Genomic DNA, 23,076 nt, shown 5'->3' on the forward strand with positions numbered 1-23,076 from the left:
GGTCAAACGTGATCATGCGGACGCTTGCGCGGAGCACGCAAGCCGCCCCGGGGGCGGTGGAAGGGCCGCGGCGCCGTACCCGCGACGCCCTGGCCGGGCGCTTCAAAGGTGGACCGGGCCGGAATGGCTGTGAAAGGCGCGCAGGCGCTCCAGCACGCCCGACCGGTAGTTGTCCGGCGTCTCGTTCTCGCCGGTGACCCAGCCGAAGACGTCCCGGTCGGGCACTTCGATCAGGCGCTCCAGCTCGTCGAGGTCGTGCTCAGTCAGGGTCTCGATCTCGGCGTCGACGAACTGCCCCATCAGGAGGTCCATCTCCCGCGTGCCGCGGTGCCAGGCGCGGAAGAGGATGCGCCGACGCCGGACGTCGAGATTGGCGCTGGTCCGAGTTGAGCCGCTCAATGGGTGCCTCCGTATGGTCACGGCGGGGTGATCCGGACGGAGCGTCGACGGGGGGCGCATCTCGTGTCGCGGTCGCGGGCTGGTATATAGCGTCGGGCCCCGCCCATGTCAGCCGTCACAGAAGGGTCAATGCGGCCGTCCGTCCTCGATCCATTGTTCGCCACCGTCGCCGTGCTCCCTGGCATCGGGCCTCGGCTGGAGCAGCTGTTCGACCGCCTGCTCGGCTCGGCCTCGCAGCCCGCACGCCTGATCGATCTCCTGTTCCACCTGCCGACCGGCTTGATCGACCGCAGGACGCGGCCGGCGGTCGTCGATGCGGTACCCGGCGAGATCGTCACCCTCGACGTGCGCGTCACCCATCACCAGCCCGTGCCGCCGCAGCGTGCGCGGAGCCCCTACCGCATCCTGGTCGAGGACGACACCGGCGACGTGACGCTGGTCTACTTCGGCGGCGTCCGTCAGCGGCTGGAGAAGCTGCTGCCGCTCGGCGAGCGGCGCATCGTCTCCGGCCGCATCGAGCTGTGGGACGGCCACCGCCAGATCGTCCACCCGGATCTCGTGCTGCGCCCGGACGAGCTCGCGGGCGCGACCCTGATCGAGCCGGTCTATCCGCTGACCGAGGGCTTGAGCGGCCGCATCGTCGGCAAGGCGATGAACGAGGCGTTGCGGCGCATCCCGCCGCTGCCCGAATGGCATGACGTGGCGCTGCGCGGCGCCCTGCCGCCGTTCGCCGCGGCGCTCCACTCGCTGCACCAGCCGCCGGACGCCGAGGCGGCCGACGCGACAAGTCCCGGCCGGGCGCGCCTGGCGCTCGACGAGATCATGGCGACACAGCTCGCCTTGAGCCTGGTGCGCAGTCGCCGCCGCCGCACGCGTGGCCGCGTCCACCAGGGCGATGGCACCCGCGTCGCCGCCATCCGCGCTGCCCTGCCCTTCAAGCTGACGGCCGCCCAGAGCACCGCACTCGCGGACATCGACGCTGATCTCGCCTCGCCCGACCGCATGCTGCGCCTGCTGCAGGGCGACGTCGGCTCCGGCAAGACGGTCTGCGCCCTGCTCGCCATGGCCCGCGTGGTAGAGGCGGGCCGTCAGGCGGCCATGATGGCGCCGACGGAGATCCTGGCGCGGCAGCATCACGCCCGCATTGCGCCGCTCGCCAGGGCTGCCGGCATCGAGGTCGCCGTGCTCACCGGACGCGACAAGGCGGCCGAGCGCGCCGCCGTGCTCGACGGGCTCGCCACCGGCCGCATCCACGTCGTCGTCGGCACTCATGCCCTGTTCCAGGAGAGCGTGGCATTCCGCGATCTTGGCCTGGCCGTGGTCGACGAGCAGCACCGATTCGGCGTGCACCAGCGGCTGGCACTGGGTGACAAGGGCGACGGCGTCGATCTGCTGGTGATGACGGCGACACCCATCCCGCGCACGCTGGTGCTGACGCTGTTCGGCGACATGGATGTCTCCCTGCTGACCGAAAAGCCGGCCGGGCGGCAACCGATCCAGACGCGCGCCGTGCCGCTGGAGCGGCTCGACGAAGTGGCGGGCGCGGTCTCGCGTGCCGTGGGCGGCGGCGCCCGCGTCTACTGGATCTGCCCGCTGGTGGCCGAATCCGAGGAGCTCGACGTCGCGGCAGCGGAAGAACGCTATGACAGCCTGAGCCGGGCGCTCGGCTCGGGCGTCGGGCTGTTGCACGGCAAGATGAGCGCGCGCGACAAAGACGCCGCCATGGCGCGCTTCGCTGCCGGCGACACCAAGGTGCTGGTCGCCACGACGGTGGTCGAGGTGGGCGTCGACGTACCCGAGGCGACGGTCATGGTGATCGAGCACGCCGAGCGCTTCGGGCTCGCCCAGTTGCACCAGCTCCGCGGGCGGGTGGGGCGCGGCGCCGAGGCGTCGAGCTGCCTGCTGCTCTACCGCGCGCCGCTCGGCCCGATCGCCGAGGCGCGCCTGCGCATCATGCGCGAAACGGAGGACGGCTTCCGCATTGCCGAGGAGGACCTGAAACTGCGTGGCCAGGGCGAGATCCTCGGCACGCGCCAGTCCGGCGTGCCCGACTTCCGCTTCCTGCGTCCCGACGTCGATGCCGACCTGATCGCGTCGGCCCGCGACGAGGCCCGGTTGATCCTCGAGCGCGACCCGGAGCTCACCGGCGAGCGGGGCGAGGCGCTCAGGCTGCTGCTCTATCTGTTCGGACGGGACGAGGCGATCCGCCTGCTGCGGGCAGGTTGAGGACGGCGCGGACTACGCCGCCTCATGCGCCTGGGCCGCCAGCGCCTGCAGCCGCTTCTGCTGGTCGTCGGGCTGGATCAGGCCGGCGGACATGACGAGCTTGGCCGCATCGTCGACCGACACCGGCACCTCCAGCACGTCGCGGCGCGGCAGGTAGAAGAAGAAGCCCGTCGTCGGATTGGGGGTACACGGCAGGAAGACGCCGACGTAGTCGCCGACGGGCGGCAGGGCTTCGGCCATGTCGCGCGGTGGTGCGGCGGCGATGAAGACGATCGACCACGTCCCGGGCGTGGGGAACTGCACCAGCCCGACCTTGCGGAAGGATGTGCCGGAGGGCGAGAACGCCGTCTCGAAGATCTGCTTGATGCCCCGGTAGAGACCGCTGACCACCGGCATGCGCTCGAGCAGCGTCTCGCCGGCCTCGACCAGGGTGCGGCCGACGAGATTGGCGGTGAGGAAGCCGAGCAGGGTCAGCCCGACGAAGGCGACGACCAGCCCGAAGCCCGGGACCGACACCGGCAGATAGGTGTCGGGCCAATAGGAGGCCGGCACCAGCGGCTTCACCCAGGCGTCGACCAGACCGACGATCCACCAGGTGATGTAGATGGTGAGCGCCAGAGGGCCCGCGACGACGAGGCCGGTGAGGAAGTAGTTGCGGATGCGCGCGCGGGCCGAGATGCCCCGCGCGCTGTGGACCGCAACGGCATCCGTTGACGGCGGCCCTGCGGGCTCGGGGCTCGGAGGATCGGTCTTGCTGGTCATGCCGCGCAATCAGCCCAACGACACACCCGCTCGCTCCGCCGGTTCAACGGGCCGCACATGCCCCCGGGTGCGCCGCAGCAAGAGCTTACTCGACCGTGACCGACTTTGCCAGATTGCGCGGCTGATCGACGTCCTTCCCCATGAACACCGCGGCGTGGTAGGCGAGCAGTTGCACCGGCACGGCGTACACCAGCGGCGCGACGATCGGGTCCACATCCGGCATCTCGATGGTGGCGAAGGTGTCGAGCGCTGCTTCGTGGGCAGCGCGCGCATCGCCGAGCAGGATGATACGCCCGCCGCGCGCCGCCACTTCCTGGATGTTCGAGACGGTCTTTTCCATCAGGTCGTCATGCGGCGCGATGACGACCACCGGCACATCCTCGTCGATGAGCGCGATCGGGCCATGCTTGAGCTCGCCGGCGGCGTACCCCTCGGCATGGATGTAGGACGTCTCCTTGAGCTTGAGCGCGCCCTCGAGCGCCAGCGGGAACGAGGTGCCGCGGCCCAGGTAGAGCACGTCCTTCGCCTTGGCGAGCTCGCGTGCCAGGTGCTCGACGTCGACCTCCCGCTTCAGCGCCTCCGACATCAGGCTCGGCACGCCGATCATGGCCTCGACGATGCGCCGCTCCTCGTCCGCGGAGAGCACGCCCCTGGCCCGTCCTGCGGCTACGGCGAGGGCCAGCAGCACGGCGAGCTGGCAGGTGAAGGCCTTGGTCGAGGCGACGCCGATCTCCGGCCCCGCCAGTGTCGCGGCCGTCGTGTCGCTCTCGCGCGCGATCGTCGATGTCGCCACGTTGACCACCGAGAGCACGTGCTGGCCTTCGCGCTTGGCGTAGCGGAGCGAGGCGAGCGTGTCGGCGGTCTCACCCGATTGGGAGATGAACAGGGCCAGGCCGCCCGGCGTCAGCGGCACCTCCCGATAGCGGAACTCGGAGGCGACATCGATGTCGACGGGAAGCCGGGCCAGCTTCTCGAACCAGTAGCGGGCGACGTAGCCGGCGAGATAAGCCGTGCCGCAAGCGCATATGGTCAGACGCGACAGCGACTTGAAATCGAAGGGAAAGGGATCGGGGAACGCGATCCGGGCCGCGGCCATGTCGACGTAGTGGGCGATGGTACGGCCGACGACCTCGGGCTGCTCGTGGATCTCCTTGGCCATGAAATGGCGATGGTTGCCCTTGTCGGCGAGAAAGGCGCCGGGCTGGATCTTCTGGCGGGTGCGCGCGACGGTAAACCCGGCGGCATCGTGGATGGTGACGCCCTCCCGGTCGAGCTCCACCCAGTCGCCTTCGTCGAGATACAGGATGTCGTCGGTGAAGGGCGCCAGCGCCAATGCATCCGATCCCAGGAACATCTCACCGTCGCCGTGCCCGACGGCCAGCGGCGCTCCGTGGCGCGCGCCGATGAGCAGGTTGTCGTAGCCGGCGAACAGGAAGGCCAGCGCGAAGGCCCCGCGCAGCCGCGGCAGCGCGGCCGCCACCGCTTCGCCGGGCGCCTTGCCGCGGATGAGCTCGCGGTCGACCAGCCGCACCACGACCTCCGTGTCCGTGTCGGATTCGAAGGCCGCGCCGGCCGCCTCCAGCTCGGCGCGCAGCTCGCGGAAATTCTCGATGATGCCGTTGTGGACCACGGCCACCCGCGCCGTCGCGTGAGGGTGGGCGTTGGTCTCGTTGGGCCGGCCGTGCGTCGCCCAGCGGGTGTGGCCGATGCCGGCTGCGCCCGGCAGCGGCCTTTCGCCGAGACTGGCCTCCAGATTGCGCAGCTTGCCCTCGGCCCGGCGCCGGCCGAGCGCACCGTTCTCGAGCGTGGCCACTCCGGCCGAATCATAGCCGCGGTACTCGAGCCGCTTGAGCGCATCCACCAGTTGCGCCGACACATCCTGCTTGCCGAGAATGCCAATGATTCCGCACATCCGATCGAATCCCCCGAGGGGCTCCCCTCACCGTCATGGCTGCCAGCCGGGTCGAGCCCGAATCAAGAGTGGCGCCGAAAAGACATGATCACCGACGTCATGGCCGGGCTCGAGCCGGCACCCATCCGCTAAGCAAGTGCTCCGTATGAACGCGGCCCGCCGTCAGTCATCATGCAGATAGAGCCAGTAGTGATGGCGCCATATGGCAAGAACGTTGTTCATGCTTTGATGGAGGGCCAGATCAAGGACAGCCATGACGACGTGAGGATGACAACCTTGACCGCTACAGTACTGGACGAAACACGAAGCTGACACCAATCACTTTGGATGACGGATTATAACCAGCGACGGCCCGGTCAGCCGCCCTTAGCCTTGGCCGCGGCCTGGCGCGCCCGGAACTCTGCCGCCCAGGCAGGCTTCACCATCTGGCGCGCGCGTGCCACCGCCAGCGCATCGGCGGGGACGTCGTCCGTCACCACCGAGCCGGTGCCGACGTAGGCGCCGTCACCGACGGTGACCGGCGCCACCAGGGCGGAGTTGGAACCGATGAAGGCGCCGGCGCCCACGGTGGTGCGGCTCTTCAGAAAGCCGTCATAGTTGCAGAAGATCGTGCCCGCGCCGATGTTGGCGCCGGCGCCGACGGAGCCGTCGCCGAGGTAGGCCAGGTGGTTGGCCTTGGCGCCCGCCCCCAGACTGACGTTCTTGAGCTCGACGAAATTGCCGACGCGGGCGCCCTCGCCCACGTCCGCGCCGGGCCGCAGGCGCGCATAGGGGCCGATCGCCGCGCCCGGCCGCAGGTGCGCGCCCTCCAGGTGCGAGAAGGCATGGATGACGGCGCCGTCTTCGACGACCACGCCCGGGCCGAACACCACGTGCGGCTCGACGACGACATCGCGGCCAAGCCGCGTGTCGGCGCTGAGGAACACCGTCTCCGGCGCCTGCAACGTGGCGCCGCCCAGCATCGCCTCGCGGCGGAGGCGGGCCTGCAGGGCAGCTTCGGCGGCGGCGAGCTGCACCCGGTCATTGATGCCCAGAACCTCGGCCTCCGGTGCCACCGCCACGGCGCATCTCAGGCCGCGAGCCCGGGCAATCTCGACGGCGTCCGTGAGGTAGAACTCGCCCTTGGCGTTGGCGTTGCCGATGCTCTCCAGCAGCACCATGGCGTACGCGCCGGACAGCGCCATCAGCCCGGCGTTGCAGAGGCCGATGGCGCGCTCGGACGGGCTCGCGTCGCGCTCCTCGCGGATCGCCACGAGCGTGTCGCCGTCGCGGACCAGGCGCCCATAGCCGTGCGGATCGGCCGCCTGGAAGCCCAGGACCGCGACCGCCACGTCGCCGCGGAGCTCGGCCCTGAGCCGCGCCAAGGTCTCCGGACGAATCAGGGGCGTGTCTCCGAAGGCCACGAGGAGGTCGGCGCCCCCCTCGATGTCCTCGCGCGCGGCCAGGACCGCATGGGCGGTGCCGCGTCGCTCGCGTTGCACACGGATGCGCGCGTGCGGCGCGTAGGTGAGCACCTCCTCGGCCACATCGTCGCGGTCCGGGCCGATGACGACCGAGACGCCGGCCGCGCCGGCGCCCGCGAGCGCGGTCAGCACGTGCCCGACCATGCTGCGGCCGGCGACGTGATGCAGCACCTTCGGCTTGGCGGAGCGCATCCGCGTGCCCTCGCCTGCGGCCAGGACGACGGCCGTGAATGGTTGCGGATGCTCGGACGACTGCTCTGTCATGGCGCTGCCCACTGCTGCCCGTGCTCTCGGTGGTTGGCCGAACCCCGGCCTCGGGCTAACCACCTCAAAACCATTCATCTGTCAAAGTCGGTGCGGCTTCTTATCCATCGCCCACGCGTCGGCACGACCAAGGTGGCCTCCCACCCCGGCACCGGGGCGTGCTAGTCATGCTCATCCACTCACCCAGACAACCTGCTCCGATGGCCTTGTTCTGCGTCCACCCTTCGCCTGCCGGCTGCCTTGCCGCCTCCCCCCCTTCAAGTCCCATGGCGCCGGCGCGGCCATGATGGATCGCAGGCAGCTGCTGCGCTCGGGCGTGGCAACGGCGGTGCTGGGCGTGGCGAGCCACGCCACTGCCGAGGATACGCCGGCCCCGGCGCCCAATGCGGCGGCGGACGCCGCGGCGCGCCCCGAGAAGCCACACTTCGAGGCATCGCAGGTGGCCGAGCTCGCCCGCCAACTCGCCAAGCGGCCGTTCGCCGCGCCGGTGAACGACCTCGCGGACGCGTTCGCGTCCTTGAGCTACGAGCAGTACGTGGGCATCCGGGCGCGCCCGAACGGACTGCTCTGGTCCAACGAGAATCGCGGCTTCGTCATCGAGCCGCTGCACCGCGGCTCCCTGTTCCGCGATCAGGTGGTGCTGTACATCGTCGAAGAGGGCATCGTGCGGCGCCTCGGCTACGATGCCGTCAATTTCGATTTCGGCCGGCTACCGGTGCAGCCGCCCACGCAGGACATCGGCTTCTCCGGCTTTCGTGTGTTCGCCGGGAGCGGCGAGCGCCCCTACGAAGTGGCCATCTTCCAGGGTGCGACGTTCTTCCGCGCCATCGCTCGGGCCAGGCGATGGGTGTCGTGGCGCGGACGCTGACGCTGCGGCCGGGAGAAACCAAGGGCGAGGAGATCCCCGCCTTCCGCGCGTTCTGGATCGAGCAGCCGGCGCCGGCCGCCGACACGCTGACGGTGCACGCGCTGATGGATTCGGAAAGCGCCTCGGGGGCGGTGCGGTTCACCTTGCGCCCGGGCGACGTCACCATCATCGACGTCGAGGTCACATTGTTCGCCCGCGTCAACCTCGACCACGTCGGCTGGGGCGGCATGGCGGCAGCCTACGTCTTCGGTGCCAGCAGCCGGCGCAATGCCGATGACGTGCGCGCCGCCGTCTACGAAAGCAATGGCCTGCAAATGTTCAACGGCAAGCAGGAATGGCTCTGGCGGCCGCTCAACAATCCGCAGTCGCTGCAGATCTCGGCCTTCGTCGACACCAATCCGCGCGGCTTCGGCCTGCTGCAGCGCGACCGCGACGCCGCGGCTTTCCAGGACGACGACCAGAGCTACGAGCGCCGGCCGAGCCTGTGGGTCGAGCCGCTCGGCGACTGGAGCGACGGCTCGGTGCAGCTGATCGAGATCCCGACCGATTCCGACGTCAACGACAACATCATCGCCTATTGGCGGCCGCGGCAGACCTTGCCCTCGGGCAGCGAGACATCCTATTCCTACCGCCAGTTCTGGTGCTGGACGGTTCCGGACCGGCCGCCGCTCGCAATTGTGGTGCAGACCCGCAGCGGCAAGGGCAGCAGCGGGCGCCGCCGCAAGTTCCTGGTGGAGTTCGCCGGGGACGTTCTGGCCGACGCGCGGACGCTGATCGAGATCAAGCCCGCCCTTTCCGCCGCCACGGGCACGCTCTCCAACGTGCGGATCTGGCCCTATCCGGAACGAAAGGCCCTCCGCGTGGGTTTCGAGCTCGACCCCGGCAATGAGCAAAACAGCGAGCTGCGTCTCGTATTGGAGGCGGGTGGCAAACCCTTGAGCGAGACATGGCTCTATCGATGGACGCCCTAGACCTGCAAACGTCCGGCCGCGCCGAACCGGCCGCCGCCGGGACCGAACCGGCGACGCCGCCGGAGCGCCGCCTCGACATGCCGGTGCAGTCGCTGCGCCATTGGGAGGCGCGTCACGAGCGCAACCCGGCGCAGGCCCGGCAGTCCCTCGGCGTCTATCTGGCCCGCGCCGTCGTGTTCGGCGGCGGCATCCTGCTGACCGCCTACGGCGCGCGGGAAATGTATGCGGTCGTGTCGGTGAGCCGGACCACGGTGCTGCAGTGGGCCTTGCTGGTCCTGTTCACCATCAACTTCTCCTGGATCGCGGTCGCCTTCACCAGCGCCGTCGTCGGCTTCTTCGCGCTGCTGTTCGCACCGCGGCGGCCGTCGCCCATGCCGGGGCCGTTGACCTCGCGCACCGCCGTGGTCATGCCGGTCTACAACGAGGACACGGCGCGGGTGTTCGCCGCCCTCTACGCCATCCGCGAGAGCATCGAAGCGACCGGCCAGGGCGCGGCCTTCGACTACTTCGTGCTCTCGGACAGCACCAGGCCGGACGCGTGGGTGGCGGAAGAGCGCGCCTTCGACGCCATGCGCCGCCGGATCGGGCCGAATGCGCGCCTCTACTACCGCCATCGCGCCAAGAACACCCATCGCAAGGCCGGCAACATCGCCGACTTCGTCACGCGCTGGGGCGGCGCCTATGACCACATGCTGGTGCTCGACGCCGACAGCCTGATGACCGGCGACTGCGTGGTGCGGCTGACCGCGGCCATGGAGGCCGACCCGGACGCCGGCATCGTCCAGAGCCTGCCCTTGATCGTGAACCGCAACACGCTGTTCGCTCGCGTGCAGCAGTTCGCCGCCCGCATCTATGGGCCGATCATCGCCAAGGGCCTCGCGGTCTGGATGGGCCGTGACGGCAATTACTGGGGCCACAATGCCGTCATCCGCACGGCGGCCTTCGCCGCCCATTGCGGCATGCCGGACCTGGCCGGCAAGCCGCCCTTCGGCGGCCACATCCTGTCGCACGACTTCGTCGAGGCGGCGCTGATGCGCCGAGCCGGATGGTCGGTCTACATGCTGCCGGACCTGCCCGGCAGCTACGAGGAGAGCCCGCCGTCGCTGATCGACCTGGCGACGCGCGACCGGCGCTGGTGCCAGGGCAACCTTCAGCACGTCCGCGTCATCGGCTCGGCCGGGTTCAAGTGGCCGACGCGGCAGCATTTCGCCACCGGGATCTTCTCCTACATCGCCTCCCCGCTGTGGCTCTGCCAGCTCATCATCGGCATCATGCTGGTGTTGCAGACCAGCTACGTCAGGCCCGAGTACTTCACCAAGGATTTCTCGCTGTTCCCGGTCTGGCCACGGTTCGATCCCGAGCGCGCGCTGGCCCTGTTCATCCTGACCATGAGCATCCTGCTCGCGCCCAAGGCGTTCGGGCTCGTTCTCATGCTGGTGCGCGGCACGCAGCGCCGGCAATGCGGCGGCGCCTTGCGGCTGATCGCGTCGACGCTGTTCGAGGTGATCCTGTCGGCGCTGCTGGCCCCCATCCTGATGGTGATCCAGTCCGGCGCGGTGTTCCAGATCCTGCTCGGGCGCGACACCGGCTGGAACCCGCAGCGCCGCGACGACGGCTCGATCTCACTGGCCGACATCACGCGGCGCCACTGGCCGCACATGGCGCTCGGCATCGTCGCCGGCCTCACGGCCTTCCTGATCGCCACCTCGCTGTTCCTGTGGATGTCGCCCACCATCGTCGGCCTGGTCCTGGCCATCCCGATCTCGTGGATGAGCGGGCAGAGGGCCGTCGGCCTGGCGCTGCGCAAGCTCGGGCTGCTGCTCACGCCGGAGGAGAGCGCGCCGCCGCCGATCCTGGCACGTGCCAATGCGCTCGCGGGCGAGTTCGCGCTCGCGGGCTTCGACGATGCCGACGCGCTGCGGGTGATCCACTGCGACGCCGGGGCGCGCGAGCTGCATGAGCAACTGCTGCCCGCCCCGGCCGAGCGGCGCCGCGGCCAGATCGACGCGGATCGCGCCGTGGCGGAAGCGAAGCTGACGGATGCCGAAACCATCGACGATGCGCTGACCTGGCTGCAGCCGCGCGAGCGGATGATCGTGCTGCAGGACCGGGCGCTCATCGGCAGGCTGGCGCGCCTGCCCGTGCCCCACCAACCGGCGAGCTGACGCGGCGCGCGACGACGTCGCCGGGCCGCTCGCCGGTCGGAACAAAATGCCGCGGACCGCGTTGAGCGCGCGGGGGTGATATGGGCCGCCACGGGGGGTGAAATGGCGCGCCTGCACTCCAGCTCAGCTCAAGCTATAACACGGCCGGATCAAAGGTGACCGGCCGAGGTTCCGCGCGAAGCGGACCCGCGGAGGAGCGTCGGATGTTGGCCCCCTTGCTCTGGTCCTGCGCCGTTCTGGCGCTGCTGACGGTTGCCGCCTTTACGGGCGTGGTGCCGTTCATCGCAATCGGCGACGGCGCAGTGATGTTGCTCGCGGCGCTGGCCGGCACCGCCGTCGTGTGCGCGCTCGACGGCTACGTGACGGAATAGGCTGCCGTATCAACAGCTTGCTGTGCGGCCGCGCTCCGGCGGCGGGAGACGCTATCGCCCAGCTTCGTGCGGCGCTGGCGCCGCCAGTCGCTGGCGGACGTCGTCCGGCGCGGCGAGGCGCTTGCCGGCGCTGTTGACGAGCCTCGCCATCTCCTCGGCCAGTTCCAGGTTGGTCTGCCGGGTTCCCAGCGGCGCATCCTCCAGCCCGACGCGCACATGGCCGCCAAGCGCGACCGCTTCGCCGGCCAGCGGCCGGACGTCGACGCCGAGGCCGCTGACCATGAACGGCTCGCCCGGAGCAACCTCATCCAGGAGCGCCTTGTACGCGTGCAGCGCGGGCGGGCCCGGCGGCAAGCCGAAGCTGAAAGTGGACGAGAACATCAAGCGGTAGATGGGACGCGGCACGGCCGGAAAGCGCCGGCAATAGGCCGCCCCGGTCCGCACGAAGCCAGGCTCGTAACAGGCGAAGGCCGGATGCAGGCCGTGCTGCGCCACGAGGCCGAAACCGCGCTCCAGGCTGGCCGGCGTGTTGACATAGGTGAAGCGGGGCAGCGCGGCGGCGTCGGGCTCGAGCGGATCGATGTTGACGCTCCCGGGGTCGACGACCGCCCACTCCAGGAGGCCTCGCCTCGCCAGCTCCTCGATCACCGCATAGCGGTCCTCGCCCGACGCGATTGTCGGATAGACGATGGCATCGGCCCGCGCTCGGATCCCCTCGATGATGCGGGCATAGGTGTCGGCGCAGTCGATCTGTCGGCGCGTGTCCGCGTCGTAGGCGTGAACGTGAACGATGGCCGCTCCGGCCCGGACGCACGCGACGGCCTCCGCGACGATGGCTTCGACCGACACGGGAGCAAGCGGCTGAAGCGCCGGCCCCCAGGGGCCGTTGAGCGCCACCTCCAGCCAAACCGATTCCGACACGCGTTCCTCCCGCCGGCTGCGCCGCATGCATGCGGCGACACACCTATTTGGCGCCGATCGGATTCATTTGCCGCTGATCAGATTACCGAACGGCACAAACCGAGTCCCGTCGAACTTGGTCATCTGGAGCTGTTCGATGGGATAGTAATCGTCGGGCGCGGTCTTGATGCGGATGCCCGGCAGCAGCATGCCCGGCTGGAAATCCAGGTTCGTCGCCTGCTTCATGATATTGGCCCGGGAAAAATCGCCGTTGCACTGCTCGAGCGTCTTTTTCAACGTCTCGCCCTGCAGGTACGAGATGACGTTGTAGATCTCTCGTCGATCCCCCTCGGGAAAATACCTCTCCATGAATTCCGTCCAGGCCTTCAGCGCCGGATCATTGGCCCACTGGGGGTCGTTGGGGTCCTTGAAGAAGGTGGCCGACATCACGCCGACCGCCTTGTCGGCGCCGACCGGCGCAATCGTGGCGCCGATCGAGGCTGAAGCGGAATAGATGAAATGCGCCGGCTTCCACCCCAGGGAATCGAGCTTCCTGATCGCCTGAGCCGCGTATTTCGGCGTGCTGACGTCGACCAGGACCGACACGTCGGCCGCCTTCAGCGATATGATCTGCGAGTCGATCGTGGGGTCTCCCACTTCGTAGGTCATTTCCTTGACGATGTCCGCCGCAGCCGGGCCGAGCGACTGCTTCAAGCCCCTGATGTAGTCGCGGCCATATTCGGCGTTCTCCGACAGGATGCCGATCTTCTGCCCCTTGAGGTTCTCGGCGATGTAGGTCCCAACGGCGCGGCCCTCCGAGACGATCGTCGGCGGCCAGCCGATGGTCCACGGGAACTCCTTGTAGTCGCCGAAGGCCGCGGCGCCGCTGGACACGAACAGCTGCGGAATACCTTTTCCATTGAGGTACTTGCGGGTGGCGAGGCCCTGCGACGAACCGAAATAGGAGAACATGAACAGCACGCCGTCTCCCTCGACGAGCTTGCGGGTGTTCTCCACCGCCTTGGCAGGCGTGAAGGCGTCATCGAGCGAAATGAGCTCGATCGTCCTGCCGCCGATCCCGCCTTGCTCGTTCAGCATCCGCACGTACGCGGTCTGCAATCGGGGAATGGTCGAGAAAGCCGAAGCGGGCCCGCTGTAGACCGAGGATTGACCGATCTTGATCACCTCCTGGGCCGTTCCGGCTACGGGAGCCAGACCTGCCACCAGGCCGATTCCGCCCGCCAACGCCAAGCTGATCCAGACGTATCCTCGTCCCATAACACCCCCCGGTTGTCGTTATTGGCTTCCGACGGCACCGACTCTCTTGAAAGAGCGCGCCAGCCTGCGCCTGAGTTGCCACCATTCTGCACGCGGCGGCGGCCCGAACTGTCAAATTGGCGACATTCTGCGCGCGGTCACCGCCGCGGAAGGCCTTCGACGCCACCGCCTCGTCATACGAGCCGATTGGCGGGCTCGGCGAGCGCCAGTTGACCCGGCTGCCCCCAAAGCCTATCAAGCCGCGGAGCGAGCGCGTAGCTCAGCCGGTAGAGCAACTGACTTTTAATCAGTAGGTCCTGGGTTCGAGTCCCAGCGCGCTCACCACTTTCCGGCACAATTTCAATAAGTTGGCGAATCCAGCACGCGCTCCGGCGGACGTCTGGTTTCCAATTTCGTGGTCGCGGTTTCCAAACCATGTCCTTGCGCCGTTCCGATCGGCGCCCACTCGGATTCGCCGGAGACGATCTGGGACTATCGCTGGCCGACACGCGGCAGCTGATGCTGGTGGCGCCTCCGTTTCCATCCCGAGATTGCAGCGGTATGAAGCCCGCGACACGACGAGGGCTTCACGATTGTCCAATCTTTCCGAGCCGCTCGGCTCGTTCGCGCGCTCGATTCTGGCTCGTGACGAATCGACCGCCGCTGAGACCGTACTCAATGCAAAGGCCTTCAGGCACACCTTCCCGCTGATTGACGTGCTGCGCGCCTTCGCAGCGGTCTCGGTCATCGTTTACCACGTCATCGAGCTCTTCAAATGGAACGCCTTTCCCCATGAAGGTCTGTTGACCTGGTTCCGTGCCGGCTGGATCGGAGTCGACCTGTTCTTCGTCATATCGGGCTTCGTGATCGCCCTGTCGTCGTTTGCACGCTTCGACAGGCTGAGCCCGCCCGAGTTCCGCTCGACCTACATCCGCCACCGACTGGCGCGGATCGTCCCGCTGCACTATCTCACGTGCCTGGTATTCGTTGCTTTCATCGTTCCGACGTTGCTGTTCGTGCCGAATTTCTGGGAGCAGATGAGCAGCCACGCGCTGTTCATCCACAATTGGTTTCTGCACCATCAGGGCAGCATTAACGGCGTCAACTGGTCGCTTGCCGTTGAGATGCAGTTCTATGTGCTGGTGCTCGTTTCCATCCGCTGGCTGCGGCACGTACGCTGGCAATTCATCTTGGTTGCCGGGATAGCCATCGCCTGGACCTGGCGCGCAGCGGCGTTCTTCCTGGTTGAGCCCGACCCAACCCTCGGCAATTTCCCGGTCTTCTGTGCGGTGACGCAGCTGCCGGGATTGCTGGACGAGTTCGCCCTGGGGATCCTCCTTGCGCGGTTTGTCGTGTCGACGCGGTGGCGCCCGGTCCTTGAGCGAGCCTCGCGCTTCGTCTGGCTTTCCGGTGCCATTGCCGTTTTGGCGCTCTGGCTCACGATGAAGATTTTCTGGTCCGCCGACTATTTGACGACGTGGTACATGGTGGTCTTCTTCAGGACGCTCCTGGCCGCGACATTCGTGGCAGTGCTGTTCGTGGCGATCACACTGCGGTCGCGTCTTCTGGAGATCGCAACCGCGCCCCTGCGCTACCTGGGCACCATCTCCTACGGCCTCTATCTATGGCATCTCGCGGTCTTGATCTCGCTCCAGCGCATGACGTGGCTGACTGGCGAACGCGCGCTCCCATATGCGCTGGCGCTGACGATCCTCTGGGCCATGGTGAGCTGGCACTTCTTCGAGAAGCCGATCCTGCGGCGGTGGACGAGTACGGCGGAGCCGCCCCGTTAACGTCTGCGTTATCGCCTCGGTCTCGACGCACTGATGAAGGCGGCAGGCGGAAAGACTTGTCGACGCAAGCAGACACCGGTGCCGATCGCCGTCGGCCGGCCAGATATCGACGCTCATCGCCAGGTTTTCTGGCATGTCCTTCGGAGGAAGGGCCGACGAAAGCAAAACGCGGATCTCGTATTCGGCGACGGGCTACATCCCTAACCGGCTGTCCGACACTTACTCGACGCTCGAACTCTCGCACGATTGCGCGCGCAACAGGTCGTGCGGCTCGCAACGGCCTCGCCTGGCCGCTATGGATGACGGAGTTGGGGGGACGACGTCACATGCGGATCGAGATCAACTTTTCTCCGGCGCTGCTCGAAGCCCTGGATCAATTCATCGCGCAGCAATCCGTCGTCATCGGCCGGGCGGAAGCCATCGAATTGATCGTTCGCGATTGGCTGCTTCACAACGGCAATCAGCCTCTGGCCGCGATCGGTAAGCGCGGCCGCAGCTGGCCGCAGGCCAGCGAATAGCGCCCCATCTCCGATCAGAGGTCTGCGGCCCGGTAGCGGGCGGCCGGCGGCGGCGGCCGCAAGTCAGAAGCCGTCGCGCCGACGCCGTGCCGCCCCGGCAGCGCCGCGCCCAGCGGAAACGACGCGCGCAGCGCTCCGGATTCAAAGTCTCATAGGGCATCTTCCTCTTGACGGCTCGCGGCCGATGATGCGCCGTCAGTGTCTGGGGCCGCGCTTCGGTAGCGATAGGCCAGCGGCGAATCTCCGTACCAACGCTGGGACGCGCGGGTGAAGACGCTCTGGTCGGCATAGCCCACCGCCTCCGAAACCTGCGAGAGCGGCAGTCGGGTATGGGTGGTCAGGGGCAGTGCCCGCGCCCGCCGCCAGTCATCGAGCAGCCCGCTGAACGACAGTCCTTCGATTTTCAATCGCCGCTGCAGGGTACGAGGCGCCACCCGCAAGCTCCGCGCGATGCTATCGCGCGAGCAGCTTCCGAGCTCCATCTGCCGGGCGATCTCGGCGCACACCTCATCGCCCATCCGGCCCGCCACCTCATGGGAAACCGTAACCAGGTAGCGCCTAGAGGCTGCGGGGCACGACGGTCGTGGCGGCGCCGATACAGGCGCGTGCGTTCGGATCGACGGTGACGCCCCGCGAGATCCGGTCGTGTGTACCTCGTCGTTGACGTTGCTATAAGTTTGACCAGGAACAGCCTTCTTTTGATCAGCGGGCCCGGAGTCGCGTCCCACCGCGCTCGCCACTGCGGATCAGGCGCTGAGCCGCCAATCCGACCCGATCGACCTGTCACCAAACGGCCGCGCGGCACGAACGACGGCGACCCGTCCACGACCGCTGTGGTCGGGCCGGTGACGAACGGGCCCCGCCACCTCGCGGTGACGGGGCCAAGTCGAGGGAAGAAACGCCCCAAGGAGGCACCTTCCCTTGCCAGCATATCTCGTGCCAACACGCGGGGAGCAGCCGCAACAAGAGGTTCGGCGTGCTCTACAGGGGCCAGCAACTCCCGTTTGACCCGAGCCGTCGAAACCGCCGTCATCGTCGCCGCCGCAACACGGAATGACGTCGCGGCAAAGCAGGGTTGCGACGAGCGGTGACGCCGCGGTTGCTTCTCGACAGAAGGCCCTCGAACGTGGTTCCGTTCGCAGGGGGGCGGTGCGACACTCCACGGTGACCCGCTAGATGAAGTATGTAATAATTGCTTTGTCTCTTATTTTATCTGGTTGCGTTGGTAATGATCCGGTTCCAAAGCCAGATCGAGTCCAGGGCGAGGCAGCAATCATGCTGCACGAACTCTTCAGACAAAACCGGAACTGACGCCATGACGGGCACTGCGGCGAACCTTGCCGTGCGCCTATGACGTAGGCCGGCACGCCGCGGGTAGCCCGAGGCGGACATCTCACGGCGTGGCGACCTCGGCTCTTGCGATTGGGTGGCCCACCCAATCGCGAAGCGCTCCAGCCGAACCGGCCTCCAGCGCAGGCCGACGCGGCGCAGCCGGAGCCCCCCGTCCGTCACGAGGCCGCCGGGCCCTCCTGATCACATTGGAACGACTGTCAGGCGGCTTTCGGTGCCGACGGCGTGGCGGGCAGCGCCGGCGGGGCGGTGGAGGCGACCAGCGCGCCCGAGGCAACAAAACCCTCGATCTCCCGCTCGCTCAGGCCCAGCTCGCCGAAGACGGCACGGTTGTGCTCGCCCTGGAAGGCCGGGTCGCCGAGCGGCGTCAGCTCGTCGTCGGAGAAGTGCCAGGGTCGCCCGGGCAGGCGGTAGGTGCCGCCGTGCCGGTCGGACACCTCCTGCACCGCCCCCCAGTAGTCGGCCCACTCGCTGCGCGACAGGTCTTCCAGTGAACGCACGATGCCCATGGCGATCTTGGCCTCGTCGAACTGGGCGTCGAGCGCGCCCATGTCCGGGAAGGTCAGGACCCAGGTCTGGATGATGTCGTGCAGCGCGGCCAGGTTGGCCTTGCGGGCGGCCGCGGTGACGAAGCGCGGGTCGTCGGCCAGATCGGCCCGGCGCATGGCCCTGAGGTACGACGGAAAGGTGCGCGAGCCGACCATGCTGGTCGCCACGGTGAAGCGCTCGCCGTTGGGGCCATCGAAGAACGGACAGTCGGTGGCGCCGAGAATGGCGGGCTCGGCGCCCAGGTCCTCGCCGCCCAGGTCGACGTGCGCCCGCTCGTTGACGGCGACCAGGGTGGCCGCCATGGCCACGTCGATGTACTGGCCCCTGCCCGTCGCGGCGCGCCGGTTCAGCGCCGCCAGGATGGCGATGGCTGCCTGCAGGCCCGAGTAGACGTCCGCGTGCGACAGGCTGTCGGTGCGCTCCTCCTGCAAGGCGTCGCCGTAATGGCGCAGGCTGTGGTGGGTGTAGCCGGCCTCGGCCTGCACGGTCGGCGCGTAGGCCATGCGGCCCTGCCACGGCCCGCCCTGGCCGTAGCCGGTGATCGACGCGTAGATCAGGCGCGGGTTGCGCGCCGCCAGCGTCGCATAGTCGAGGCCGAAGAAGCCGAGGGTGCCGGCGCGAAAGTTCTCGACGACGACGTCGGCGGTGTCGCAAAGCCGCAGCGCCAGCTCGCGCGCGCCGGGCACGTTGAGGTCGATGCTGACGTTCAGCTTGCCCGCGTTCTGCTGGGCGTAATAGCCGGACATGCCGGGCTTGCCCGGAAAGGCGAAGCGCGAGACGTCGGGCCGCGGCGGCTCGACCTTGATGACCTCGGCGCCGAGGTCGAGCAGGGTGCGGGCGCAGAGCGGGCCGGCCAGCACGCGGGAGAAGTCGACGACGCGGATGCCGCTGAGAGGTCCGGCCATGTCAGCGCCCCACGAACTTGGCGAGACCCGGGCCGTTGGCGCGGAACGAGGCGAGCCCGATCTTCAGGTCTTCGGACGCCCAGATCGGCTTCTGAAGCTCGGCCATGGCCTCGTCGGCAGCTTCAACGCCCTGGTCGGCGGCGATACGCACCAGCCGCTTGGTGGCGGCGTGGGCGACGGTCGGCCCGTGCGCCAGCTCCTCGGCCACGGTCATCGTCGTCGCCTCCAGGCTGTCGTCGGGGACCACCAGATTGATCAGCCCCCAGCGCTCCAGCGTCGCCGCGTCGTAGCGGCGGCCGAGCATCGACATCTCCTTGGCCCGCATGGCGCCGATGCGCTGGGTCTGGCGCTGGATGCCGCCGAGCAGCGGGTGCAGGCCCAGGGCGGACTCGACCGAGCCGATCTTGGCGGACGCGGCGGCCACGATGTAGTCGCAGGCAAGCGCCAGCTCCAGGCCGCCGCCGAGGCAGACGCCGTGGACGCTCGCCACGATCGGCACCGGCAGCAGCTCCATCAGCCTGAGGAAATCGACGCCGCTGATTGCCGCCTGGCCCTTGCCCTCCTGTTCGATGCGGGCGCTGAACAGCGACACGTCGGCGCCGGCGCAGAAGTGCCGCAACCCGCTGCGCAGCACGATGGCCCGGGCACCGGCGTCCTTGGCCGCTGTCACCTCGGCGGCGATGGCGCCCATCAGCTTCGGGCCGAGCAGGTTGTAGGGGCGATAGACCATAGTGAGGACCGAGACCGGCCCCCGCTCCTCGCGTTCGATCAACACCTCGTCCACGGCGTGTCCTCCCGTTTCCGTGATTCGTCTGCCCGACCGGCGGCACCGGACGGTGCGCGGATGACGACAGCTACCGGCCCACGAACACCGGCCTGCGCTTCTCTACGAATGCGCGCGCGGCCTCCCGGTGGTCCTCGGTGCGGCCGGAGCGGATCATGCGCTCCGCCTCGGCGTCGAGGACGTCGCTCAGAGAGGCGTGCTCGGCCAGATTGAAGCTCTGCTTCATGAAGCCCAGCGCGATGCGCGGTCCCTTCGCCAGCGCGGCGGCATAGGCCATGGTCGTGCCGGCCAGTTCCTCATCGGGCACGACGCGGTTGACGATGCCGAGCGCCAGAGCCTCCGGGGCCGGGATGGCTGCTGCGGTGAAATAGAGCTCGCGCGCCTTCGACGGCCCGACGAGCTGGGTGAGGAAGTAGGTGCCACCGAAGTCGCCGGAGAAGCCGACGTTGGCGAAGGCGGTCACCAGGCGGGCGGATTGGGCCGCGAAGCGCAGATCGCAGGCGAGCGCCAGCGACAGCCCAGCCCCGGCCGCGGCGCCGTTGACCATGGCGATGGTCGGCTTGGGCAGGTCGTGCAGCAGCCGCGAGATCTCCATGCGGGCGCGCAGCTTGGCGGTGGCCTGCGCCTCGCTCAGCGCCGGCCCGCCCGCGGCCATGCTCTTGACGTCGCCGCCGGCGCAGAAGGCCCGCCCCGCGCCGGTCAGCACCACGACGCCCACGGACGGGTCGTCGGCCAGGCGCGGCAACGCCTCGAGCAACCCCTCCATGATCGGCGTGGCGAGAGCATTCATGCTCTCGGGCCGGTTGAAGGTCAGCGTCGCGACGCCATCCGCAATGGTCTCGAGCAGTTCCGCCATGTGATCTGTCCTGGTTTCGTGTACGTCGGTCAGGTGGTCTGAAGAGGCGTCTCGGCGGGTGCGCCGCGCCAGTCATCGAGCGCGATCGGCGTCATCTCGAAACGCTCGGTGGTGCGCGTGTACCAGCCGCCTTCCATGCGGCCGACGAGGTCGAGCTTCTCGGCGTCGATGTACTGGCGATCCGCGTCGATGACGGCCTCGTCGCGCACGTGCATGCGCAGAATCCGTCCCAGCACCATCCCGAAGCTGCCCAGCGGGATGTGCTGCATGAGCACGCATTCCATCGACACCGAGCTTTCGGCGATGCGCGGTGGGGCCACCTTGTCGCTCGCGATCGCCGTCAACCCTGCCTCGGCCACTTCGCTGACCCCGTGCGGGAACGGGATCGCCGTCACCCGCATGCGCTCGCTCGCCGTGAAGGGAACGAGATTGATCACGAACTCGCCGGTATCCAGGATGTTGCGACGCGTGTCCTTGGGCTGGCCGGGGGCGTGGCTGCCGATCCCGAGCGCGACCGTCGGAGGGTCCGATGCGAAGGCGTTGAAGAACGAGAACGGTGCCGTGTTGAGGCGGCCATCGCGGTCCTGGGTCGTGACCCAAGCGATCGGCCGGGGCATGACGGTCGCGAGCAGCAGCTTGTAGCGCTGCATCGCCGGCAGCGCCTCAAAATCGAAGAGCATCGGCATCCTCCCATTCTCGCGATCCGTCGCGTTGCCGCTGGGCCGACCGCCGCAGCTATGATACAGAGAGATCGTAATGAGTAAAGTTATTTTGATCATTACAATGGGAGGCGGGCGCCAATGACCGAGATCAGCCAGCATGCGGCGGCGCCGGGCGACCTCGGACTGGTGCACGCCTTCCTCAACACGCGCCACGCCGACGGGCCGCGCGAGCGCTTCGACAGCCGCGAACGGCTCGAGGACTGGCTGCGCAAGCGCGCGCTCGTCGCAGCGGACGCGCCGATCTCCGATGCGGATTTCACGGCCGTCCGGTCGCTGCGCGATGCGCTGCGCGACCTGGTGGGCGCGCCCGACGGCGCCGGCGCGGCGGCTGCCGACAAGGTGAATGCGATCGCGCAGCGCGCGCCGCTCGTCGTGCGCTTCGACGCTAATGCACAGCCGGCCCTGGGGCCCGCTGAAACCGGCGCCGCGGGAGCGATGGCGCGGATCCTCGCGCTTATCGCGACGGCGCGCGCCGAGGGCACTTGGCAGCGCCTCAAGCTGTGCCGCAACGTCGAGTGCCAGCGGGTCTTCTATGACACCTCGAAGAACCGCTCGGCAGTCTGGTGCTCCTCACGGGCCTGCGGCAACCGCATGAACGCCCGCGCCCACCGCGAGCGCGCCCGGGCAAGCAGCGGCTAGAGCATTTCTCCGAGCGGAACTCCGCCAGCCATGAGCAAAGGTCGGGGCGCGCCGAGGATTCGGAACTTGTCGGCTCCGGGTCTGCGCGCCAGCTTCCCGTCCGAGGCCGCGTCCGCTCAGGCACATACGCCTCCGGCGCGGCCGCGGGAGGAGATACGCGCGTGCTCAACACCATCACCAATGCCGTGGCCGGCGCCGCGCTGGGCGTGGCCCTCTTGGCCGCGGCCCAGCCGGCCCGGGCCGAGATCAGCGACGGCGTCGTCCGCATCGGCGTGCTGACGGATCTCTCCGGCCCCTATGCCGACAACGTCGGCAAGGGCGCCATCCTGGCGGCGCAGATGGCGGTCGAGGATTTCGGCGGCAAGGTCGCCGGCGCGCCGGTCGAGGTGGTCTCCGCCGACCACCAGAACAAGGCCGACGTCGGCTCCGCCATCGCGCGCAAATGGTACGACGTCGACAAGGTCGACATGATCACCGAGGTGGTGTCGTCCGCGGTGGCGCTGTCCGTGCAGCAGATCACCCGCGAGAAGAACAAGGTCTTCCTGGCGACCGGGCCGGGCACGCCCGACCTCACCGGCAAGGCCTGCTCGCCCAACGGCGTGCACTGGGCCTACGACAATTATGCGCTGGGCAACGTCGTCGCCGGCGCCGTCGTGCGCCGCGGCCTCACCAAGTGGTTCTTCCTCACCGCCGACTACAGCTTCGGCCACGCGCTCGAGGAGCAGGCCGCCCGCGTCGTGAAGGCCAATGGCGGCACCGTGATCGGCTCGGTGCGCCATCCGCTCGGCACGGCGGATTTCTCCTCGTTCCTGCTGCAGGCGCAGGCTTCGGGCGCCCAGGTGATCGGCCTCGCCAACGCCGGCGCCGACATGATCAATGCGCAGAAGCAGGCGGCCGAGTTCGGCATCGTCGGCGGTGGCCAGAACATCGCGGCCCTGCTGGTCAACCTGCCCGACATCAATGCGCTCGGCCTCGCCAGCGCCAAAGGGCTGCTGCTGGCCGACAGCTTCTACTGGGACATGAACGACGCGACCCGCGCCTGGAGCAAGCGCTTCATGGCCCGCTTCGACGGCCGCGCCCCCGGCAGCCTGCAGGCGGCGGTCTACGGCGCCGTCACGCATTATCTCAAGGCTATCGAGGCGGCGAAGAGCGATGACGCGGCCGCCGTCACGGCCGAGATGCGCAAGCTGCCGATCAACGACTTCTACACCCACGACGCCAGCATCCGCGCCGACGGCCGCGTCGTCCGCGACATGTACCTGCTGCAAGTGAAGGGCCCGGAGGAGTCGAAGTACCCGTGGGACTTCTACAAGCTGCTGGAGACGGTGCCGGGCGACAAGGCCTTCCGTCCGCTGGCCGACGGCGGCTGCCCGCTGGCGCTCAAGGACCAGTAGGTCGGCTC

Annotated in this window: 18 protein-coding genes, 1 tRNA gene and 1 pseudogene; 9 read left to right on the forward strand and 11 right to left on the reverse strand. The window is 68.5% G+C overall.

Features of this window, described 5'->3' with window-relative positions; translation table 11 throughout:
* Positions 1-102: 102 nt before the first annotated feature.
* Complete coding sequence (locus ACZ5PO_RS29250) at positions 103-399, reverse strand: FAD assembly factor SdhE (RefSeq protein ID WP_464185756.1); 297 nt, start codon at positions 397-399, stop codon at positions 103-105.
* Positions 400-528: 129 nt separating this feature from the next.
* On the opposite strand from ACZ5PO_RS29250, the gene recG reads away from it, so the two are divergent.
* Positions 529-2,625: an ATP-dependent DNA helicase RecG gene (gene recG / locus ACZ5PO_RS29255; RefSeq protein WP_464185757.1), complete on the forward strand. Its 2,097-nt coding sequence runs from the start codon at positions 529-531 to the stop codon at positions 2,623-2,625.
* Between the two features lie 12 nt (positions 2,626-2,637).
* Here the strand turns inward: recG and ACZ5PO_RS29260 are convergent, their stop codons facing one another.
* From ACZ5PO_RS29260 to glmU, 3 genes are all read right to left on the reverse strand, one after another.
* On the reverse strand, positions 2,638-3,387 hold the full coding sequence (locus tag ACZ5PO_RS29260; protein WP_464185758.1) for a DUF502 domain-containing protein: 750 nt from the start codon (positions 3,385-3,387) through the stop codon (positions 2,638-2,640).
* An 85-nt stretch (positions 3,388-3,472) separates the two neighbouring features.
* Complete coding sequence (gene glmS, locus ACZ5PO_RS29265) at positions 3,473-5,299, reverse strand: glutamine--fructose-6-phosphate transaminase (isomerizing) (RefSeq protein WP_464185760.1); 1,827 nt, start codon at positions 5,297-5,299, stop codon at positions 3,473-3,475.
* A 356-nt stretch (positions 5,300-5,655) separates the two neighbouring features.
* Positions 5,656-7,026 (reverse strand): bifunctional UDP-N-acetylglucosamine diphosphorylase/glucosamine-1-phosphate N-acetyltransferase GlmU, encoded by a 1,371-nt coding sequence (glmU, locus tag ACZ5PO_RS29270; protein ID WP_464185762.1) that lies wholly within the window; start codon positions 7,024-7,026, stop codon positions 5,656-5,658.
* 286 nt (positions 7,027-7,312) lie between these two features.
* Between glmU and ACZ5PO_RS29275 the strand changes: the two are divergent.
* From ACZ5PO_RS29275 to ACZ5PO_RS29285, 3 genes and pseudogenes are all read left to right on the forward strand, one after another.
* Positions 7,313-8,865: pseudogene (locus tag ACZ5PO_RS29275) on the forward strand (OpgD/OpgG family glucan biosynthesis protein).
* Entirely contained in the window at positions 8,841-11,030 is a 2,190-nt protein-coding gene (gene mdoH / locus ACZ5PO_RS29280; RefSeq protein WP_464185764.1) for a glucans biosynthesis glucosyltransferase MdoH, read from the forward strand. The pseudogene ACZ5PO_RS29275 and the gene mdoH overlap by 25 nt, the downstream one beginning before the upstream one ends.
* A 203-nt stretch (positions 11,031-11,233) precedes the next feature.
* Entirely contained in the window at positions 11,234-11,401 is a 168-nt protein-coding gene (locus ACZ5PO_RS29285) for a hypothetical protein (protein WP_464185766.1), read from the forward strand.
* A 51-nt stretch (positions 11,402-11,452) separates the two neighbouring features.
* Here ACZ5PO_RS29285 and ACZ5PO_RS29290 read toward each other — a convergent pair whose 3' ends face one another.
* Both ACZ5PO_RS29290 and ACZ5PO_RS29295 read right to left on the reverse strand, forming a co-directional pair.
* Positions 11,453-12,322, reverse strand: a complete 870-nt coding sequence (locus tag ACZ5PO_RS29290) for a beta-keto acid cleavage family enzyme (protein WP_464185767.1) — start codon at positions 12,320-12,322, stop codon at positions 11,453-11,455.
* Between the two features lie 63 nt (positions 12,323-12,385).
* On the reverse strand, positions 12,386-13,525 hold the full coding sequence (locus ACZ5PO_RS29295; protein ID WP_464185768.1) for an ABC transporter substrate-binding protein: 1,140 nt from the start codon (positions 13,523-13,525) through the stop codon (positions 12,386-12,388).
* Positions 13,526-13,827: 302 nt separating this feature from the next.
* On the opposite strand from ACZ5PO_RS29295, the gene ACZ5PO_RS29300 reads away from it, so the two are divergent.
* From ACZ5PO_RS29300 to ACZ5PO_RS29310, 3 genes are all read left to right on the forward strand, one after another.
* A tRNA-Lys gene (locus tag ACZ5PO_RS29300) sits at positions 13,828-13,903 on the forward strand.
* 248 nt (positions 13,904-14,151) lie between these two features.
* Positions 14,152-15,351 carry an acyltransferase family protein gene (locus ACZ5PO_RS29305; RefSeq protein WP_464185770.1) on the forward strand — a complete coding sequence of 400 codons (1,200 nt, stop codon included), beginning with the start codon at positions 14,152-14,154 and terminating at the stop codon, positions 15,349-15,351.
* Positions 15,352-15,677: 326 nt separating this feature from the next.
* On the forward strand, positions 15,678-15,869 hold the full coding sequence (locus ACZ5PO_RS29310; protein ID WP_464185771.1) for a hypothetical protein: 192 nt from the start codon (positions 15,678-15,680) through the stop codon (positions 15,867-15,869).
* A gap of 149 nt (positions 15,870-16,018) precedes the next feature.
* Here ACZ5PO_RS29310 and ACZ5PO_RS29315 read toward each other — a convergent pair whose 3' ends face one another.
* From ACZ5PO_RS29315 to ACZ5PO_RS29335, 5 genes are all read right to left on the reverse strand, one after another.
* Positions 16,019-16,387 carry a helix-turn-helix transcriptional regulator gene (locus ACZ5PO_RS29315; RefSeq protein ID WP_464185772.1) on the reverse strand — a complete coding sequence of 123 codons (369 nt, stop codon included), beginning with the start codon at positions 16,385-16,387 and terminating at the stop codon, positions 16,019-16,021.
* A 1,032-nt stretch (positions 16,388-17,419) separates the two neighbouring features.
* The gene (locus ACZ5PO_RS29320) at positions 17,420-18,673 is read right to left on the reverse strand and encodes a CaiB/BaiF CoA transferase family protein (protein ID WP_464185774.1); all 1,254 of its coding nucleotides are present in this window, start codon (positions 18,671-18,673) and stop codon (positions 17,420-17,422) included.
* A gap of 1 nt (position 18,674) precedes the next feature.
* Positions 18,675-19,457 (reverse strand): enoyl-CoA hydratase/isomerase family protein, encoded by a 783-nt coding sequence (locus tag ACZ5PO_RS29325; RefSeq protein WP_464185775.1) that lies wholly within the window; start codon positions 19,455-19,457, stop codon positions 18,675-18,677.
* 70 nt (positions 19,458-19,527) lie between these two features.
* Positions 19,528-20,313: an enoyl-CoA hydratase gene (locus ACZ5PO_RS29330; protein ID WP_464185776.1), complete on the reverse strand. Its 786-nt coding sequence runs from the start codon at positions 20,311-20,313 to the stop codon at positions 19,528-19,530.
* Between the two features lie 29 nt (positions 20,314-20,342).
* The gene (locus tag ACZ5PO_RS29335; RefSeq protein ID WP_464185777.1) at positions 20,343-20,993 is read right to left on the reverse strand and encodes a flavin reductase family protein; all 651 of its coding nucleotides are present in this window, start codon (positions 20,991-20,993) and stop codon (positions 20,343-20,345) included.
* A gap of 120 nt (positions 20,994-21,113) precedes the next feature.
* On the opposite strand from ACZ5PO_RS29335, the gene ACZ5PO_RS29340 reads away from it, so the two are divergent.
* Together ACZ5PO_RS29340 and ACZ5PO_RS29345 are read left to right on the forward strand one after the other, a co-directional pair.
* The gene (locus ACZ5PO_RS29340) at positions 21,114-21,674 is read left to right on the forward strand and encodes a CGNR zinc finger domain-containing protein (protein WP_464185778.1); all 561 of its coding nucleotides are present in this window, start codon (positions 21,114-21,116) and stop codon (positions 21,672-21,674) included.
* A 173-nt stretch (positions 21,675-21,847) separates the two neighbouring features.
* Entirely contained in the window at positions 21,848-23,068 is a 1,221-nt protein-coding gene (locus ACZ5PO_RS29345; RefSeq protein WP_464197100.1) for an ABC transporter substrate-binding protein, read from the forward strand.
* Positions 23,069-23,076 lie beyond the last annotated feature (8 nt).

The sequence above is a fragment of the Chelatococcus sp. KU-N122 genome (assembly GCF_055391085.1).

Excerpts from the sequence above, each read along its gene's own strand:
- recG (WP_464185757.1), top strand. The coding sequence starts at position 529 with ATGCGGCCGTCCGTCCTCGATCCATTGTTCGCCACCGTCGCCGTGCTC.
- ACZ5PO_RS29260 (WP_464185758.1), bottom strand. The coding sequence starts at position 3,387 with ATGACCAGCAAGACCGATCCTCCGAGCCCCGAGCCCGCAGGGCCGCCG.
- glmS (WP_464185760.1), bottom strand. The coding sequence starts at position 5,299 with ATGTGCGGAATCATTGGCATTCTCGGCAAGCAGGATGTGTCGGCGCAA.
- glmU (WP_464185762.1), bottom strand. The coding sequence starts at position 7,026 with ATGACAGAGCAGTCGTCCGAGCATCCGCAACCATTCACGGCCGTCGTC.
- mdoH (WP_464185764.1), top strand. The coding sequence starts at position 8,841 with ATGGCTCTATCGATGGACGCCCTAGACCTGCAAACGTCCGGCCGCGCC.
- ACZ5PO_RS29285 (WP_464185766.1), top strand. The coding sequence starts at position 11,234 with ATGTTGGCCCCCTTGCTCTGGTCCTGCGCCGTTCTGGCGCTGCTGACG.
- ACZ5PO_RS29310 (WP_464185771.1), top strand. The coding sequence starts at position 15,678 with ATGCGGATCGAGATCAACTTTTCTCCGGCGCTGCTCGAAGCCCTGGAT.
- ACZ5PO_RS29315 (WP_464185772.1), bottom strand. The coding sequence starts at position 16,387 with ATGGGCGATGAGGTGTGCGCCGAGATCGCCCGGCAGATGGAGCTCGGA.
- ACZ5PO_RS29320 (WP_464185774.1), bottom strand. The coding sequence starts at position 18,673 with ATGGCCGGACCTCTCAGCGGCATCCGCGTCGTCGACTTCTCCCGCGTG.
- ACZ5PO_RS29330 (WP_464185776.1), bottom strand. The coding sequence starts at position 20,313 with ATGGCGGAACTGCTCGAGACCATTGCGGATGGCGTCGCGACGCTGACC.
- ACZ5PO_RS29335 (WP_464185777.1), bottom strand. The coding sequence starts at position 20,993 with ATGCTCTTCGATTTTGAGGCGCTGCCGGCGATGCAGCGCTACAAGCTG.
- ACZ5PO_RS29340 (WP_464185778.1), top strand. The coding sequence starts at position 21,114 with ATGACCGAGATCAGCCAGCATGCGGCGGCGCCGGGCGACCTCGGACTG.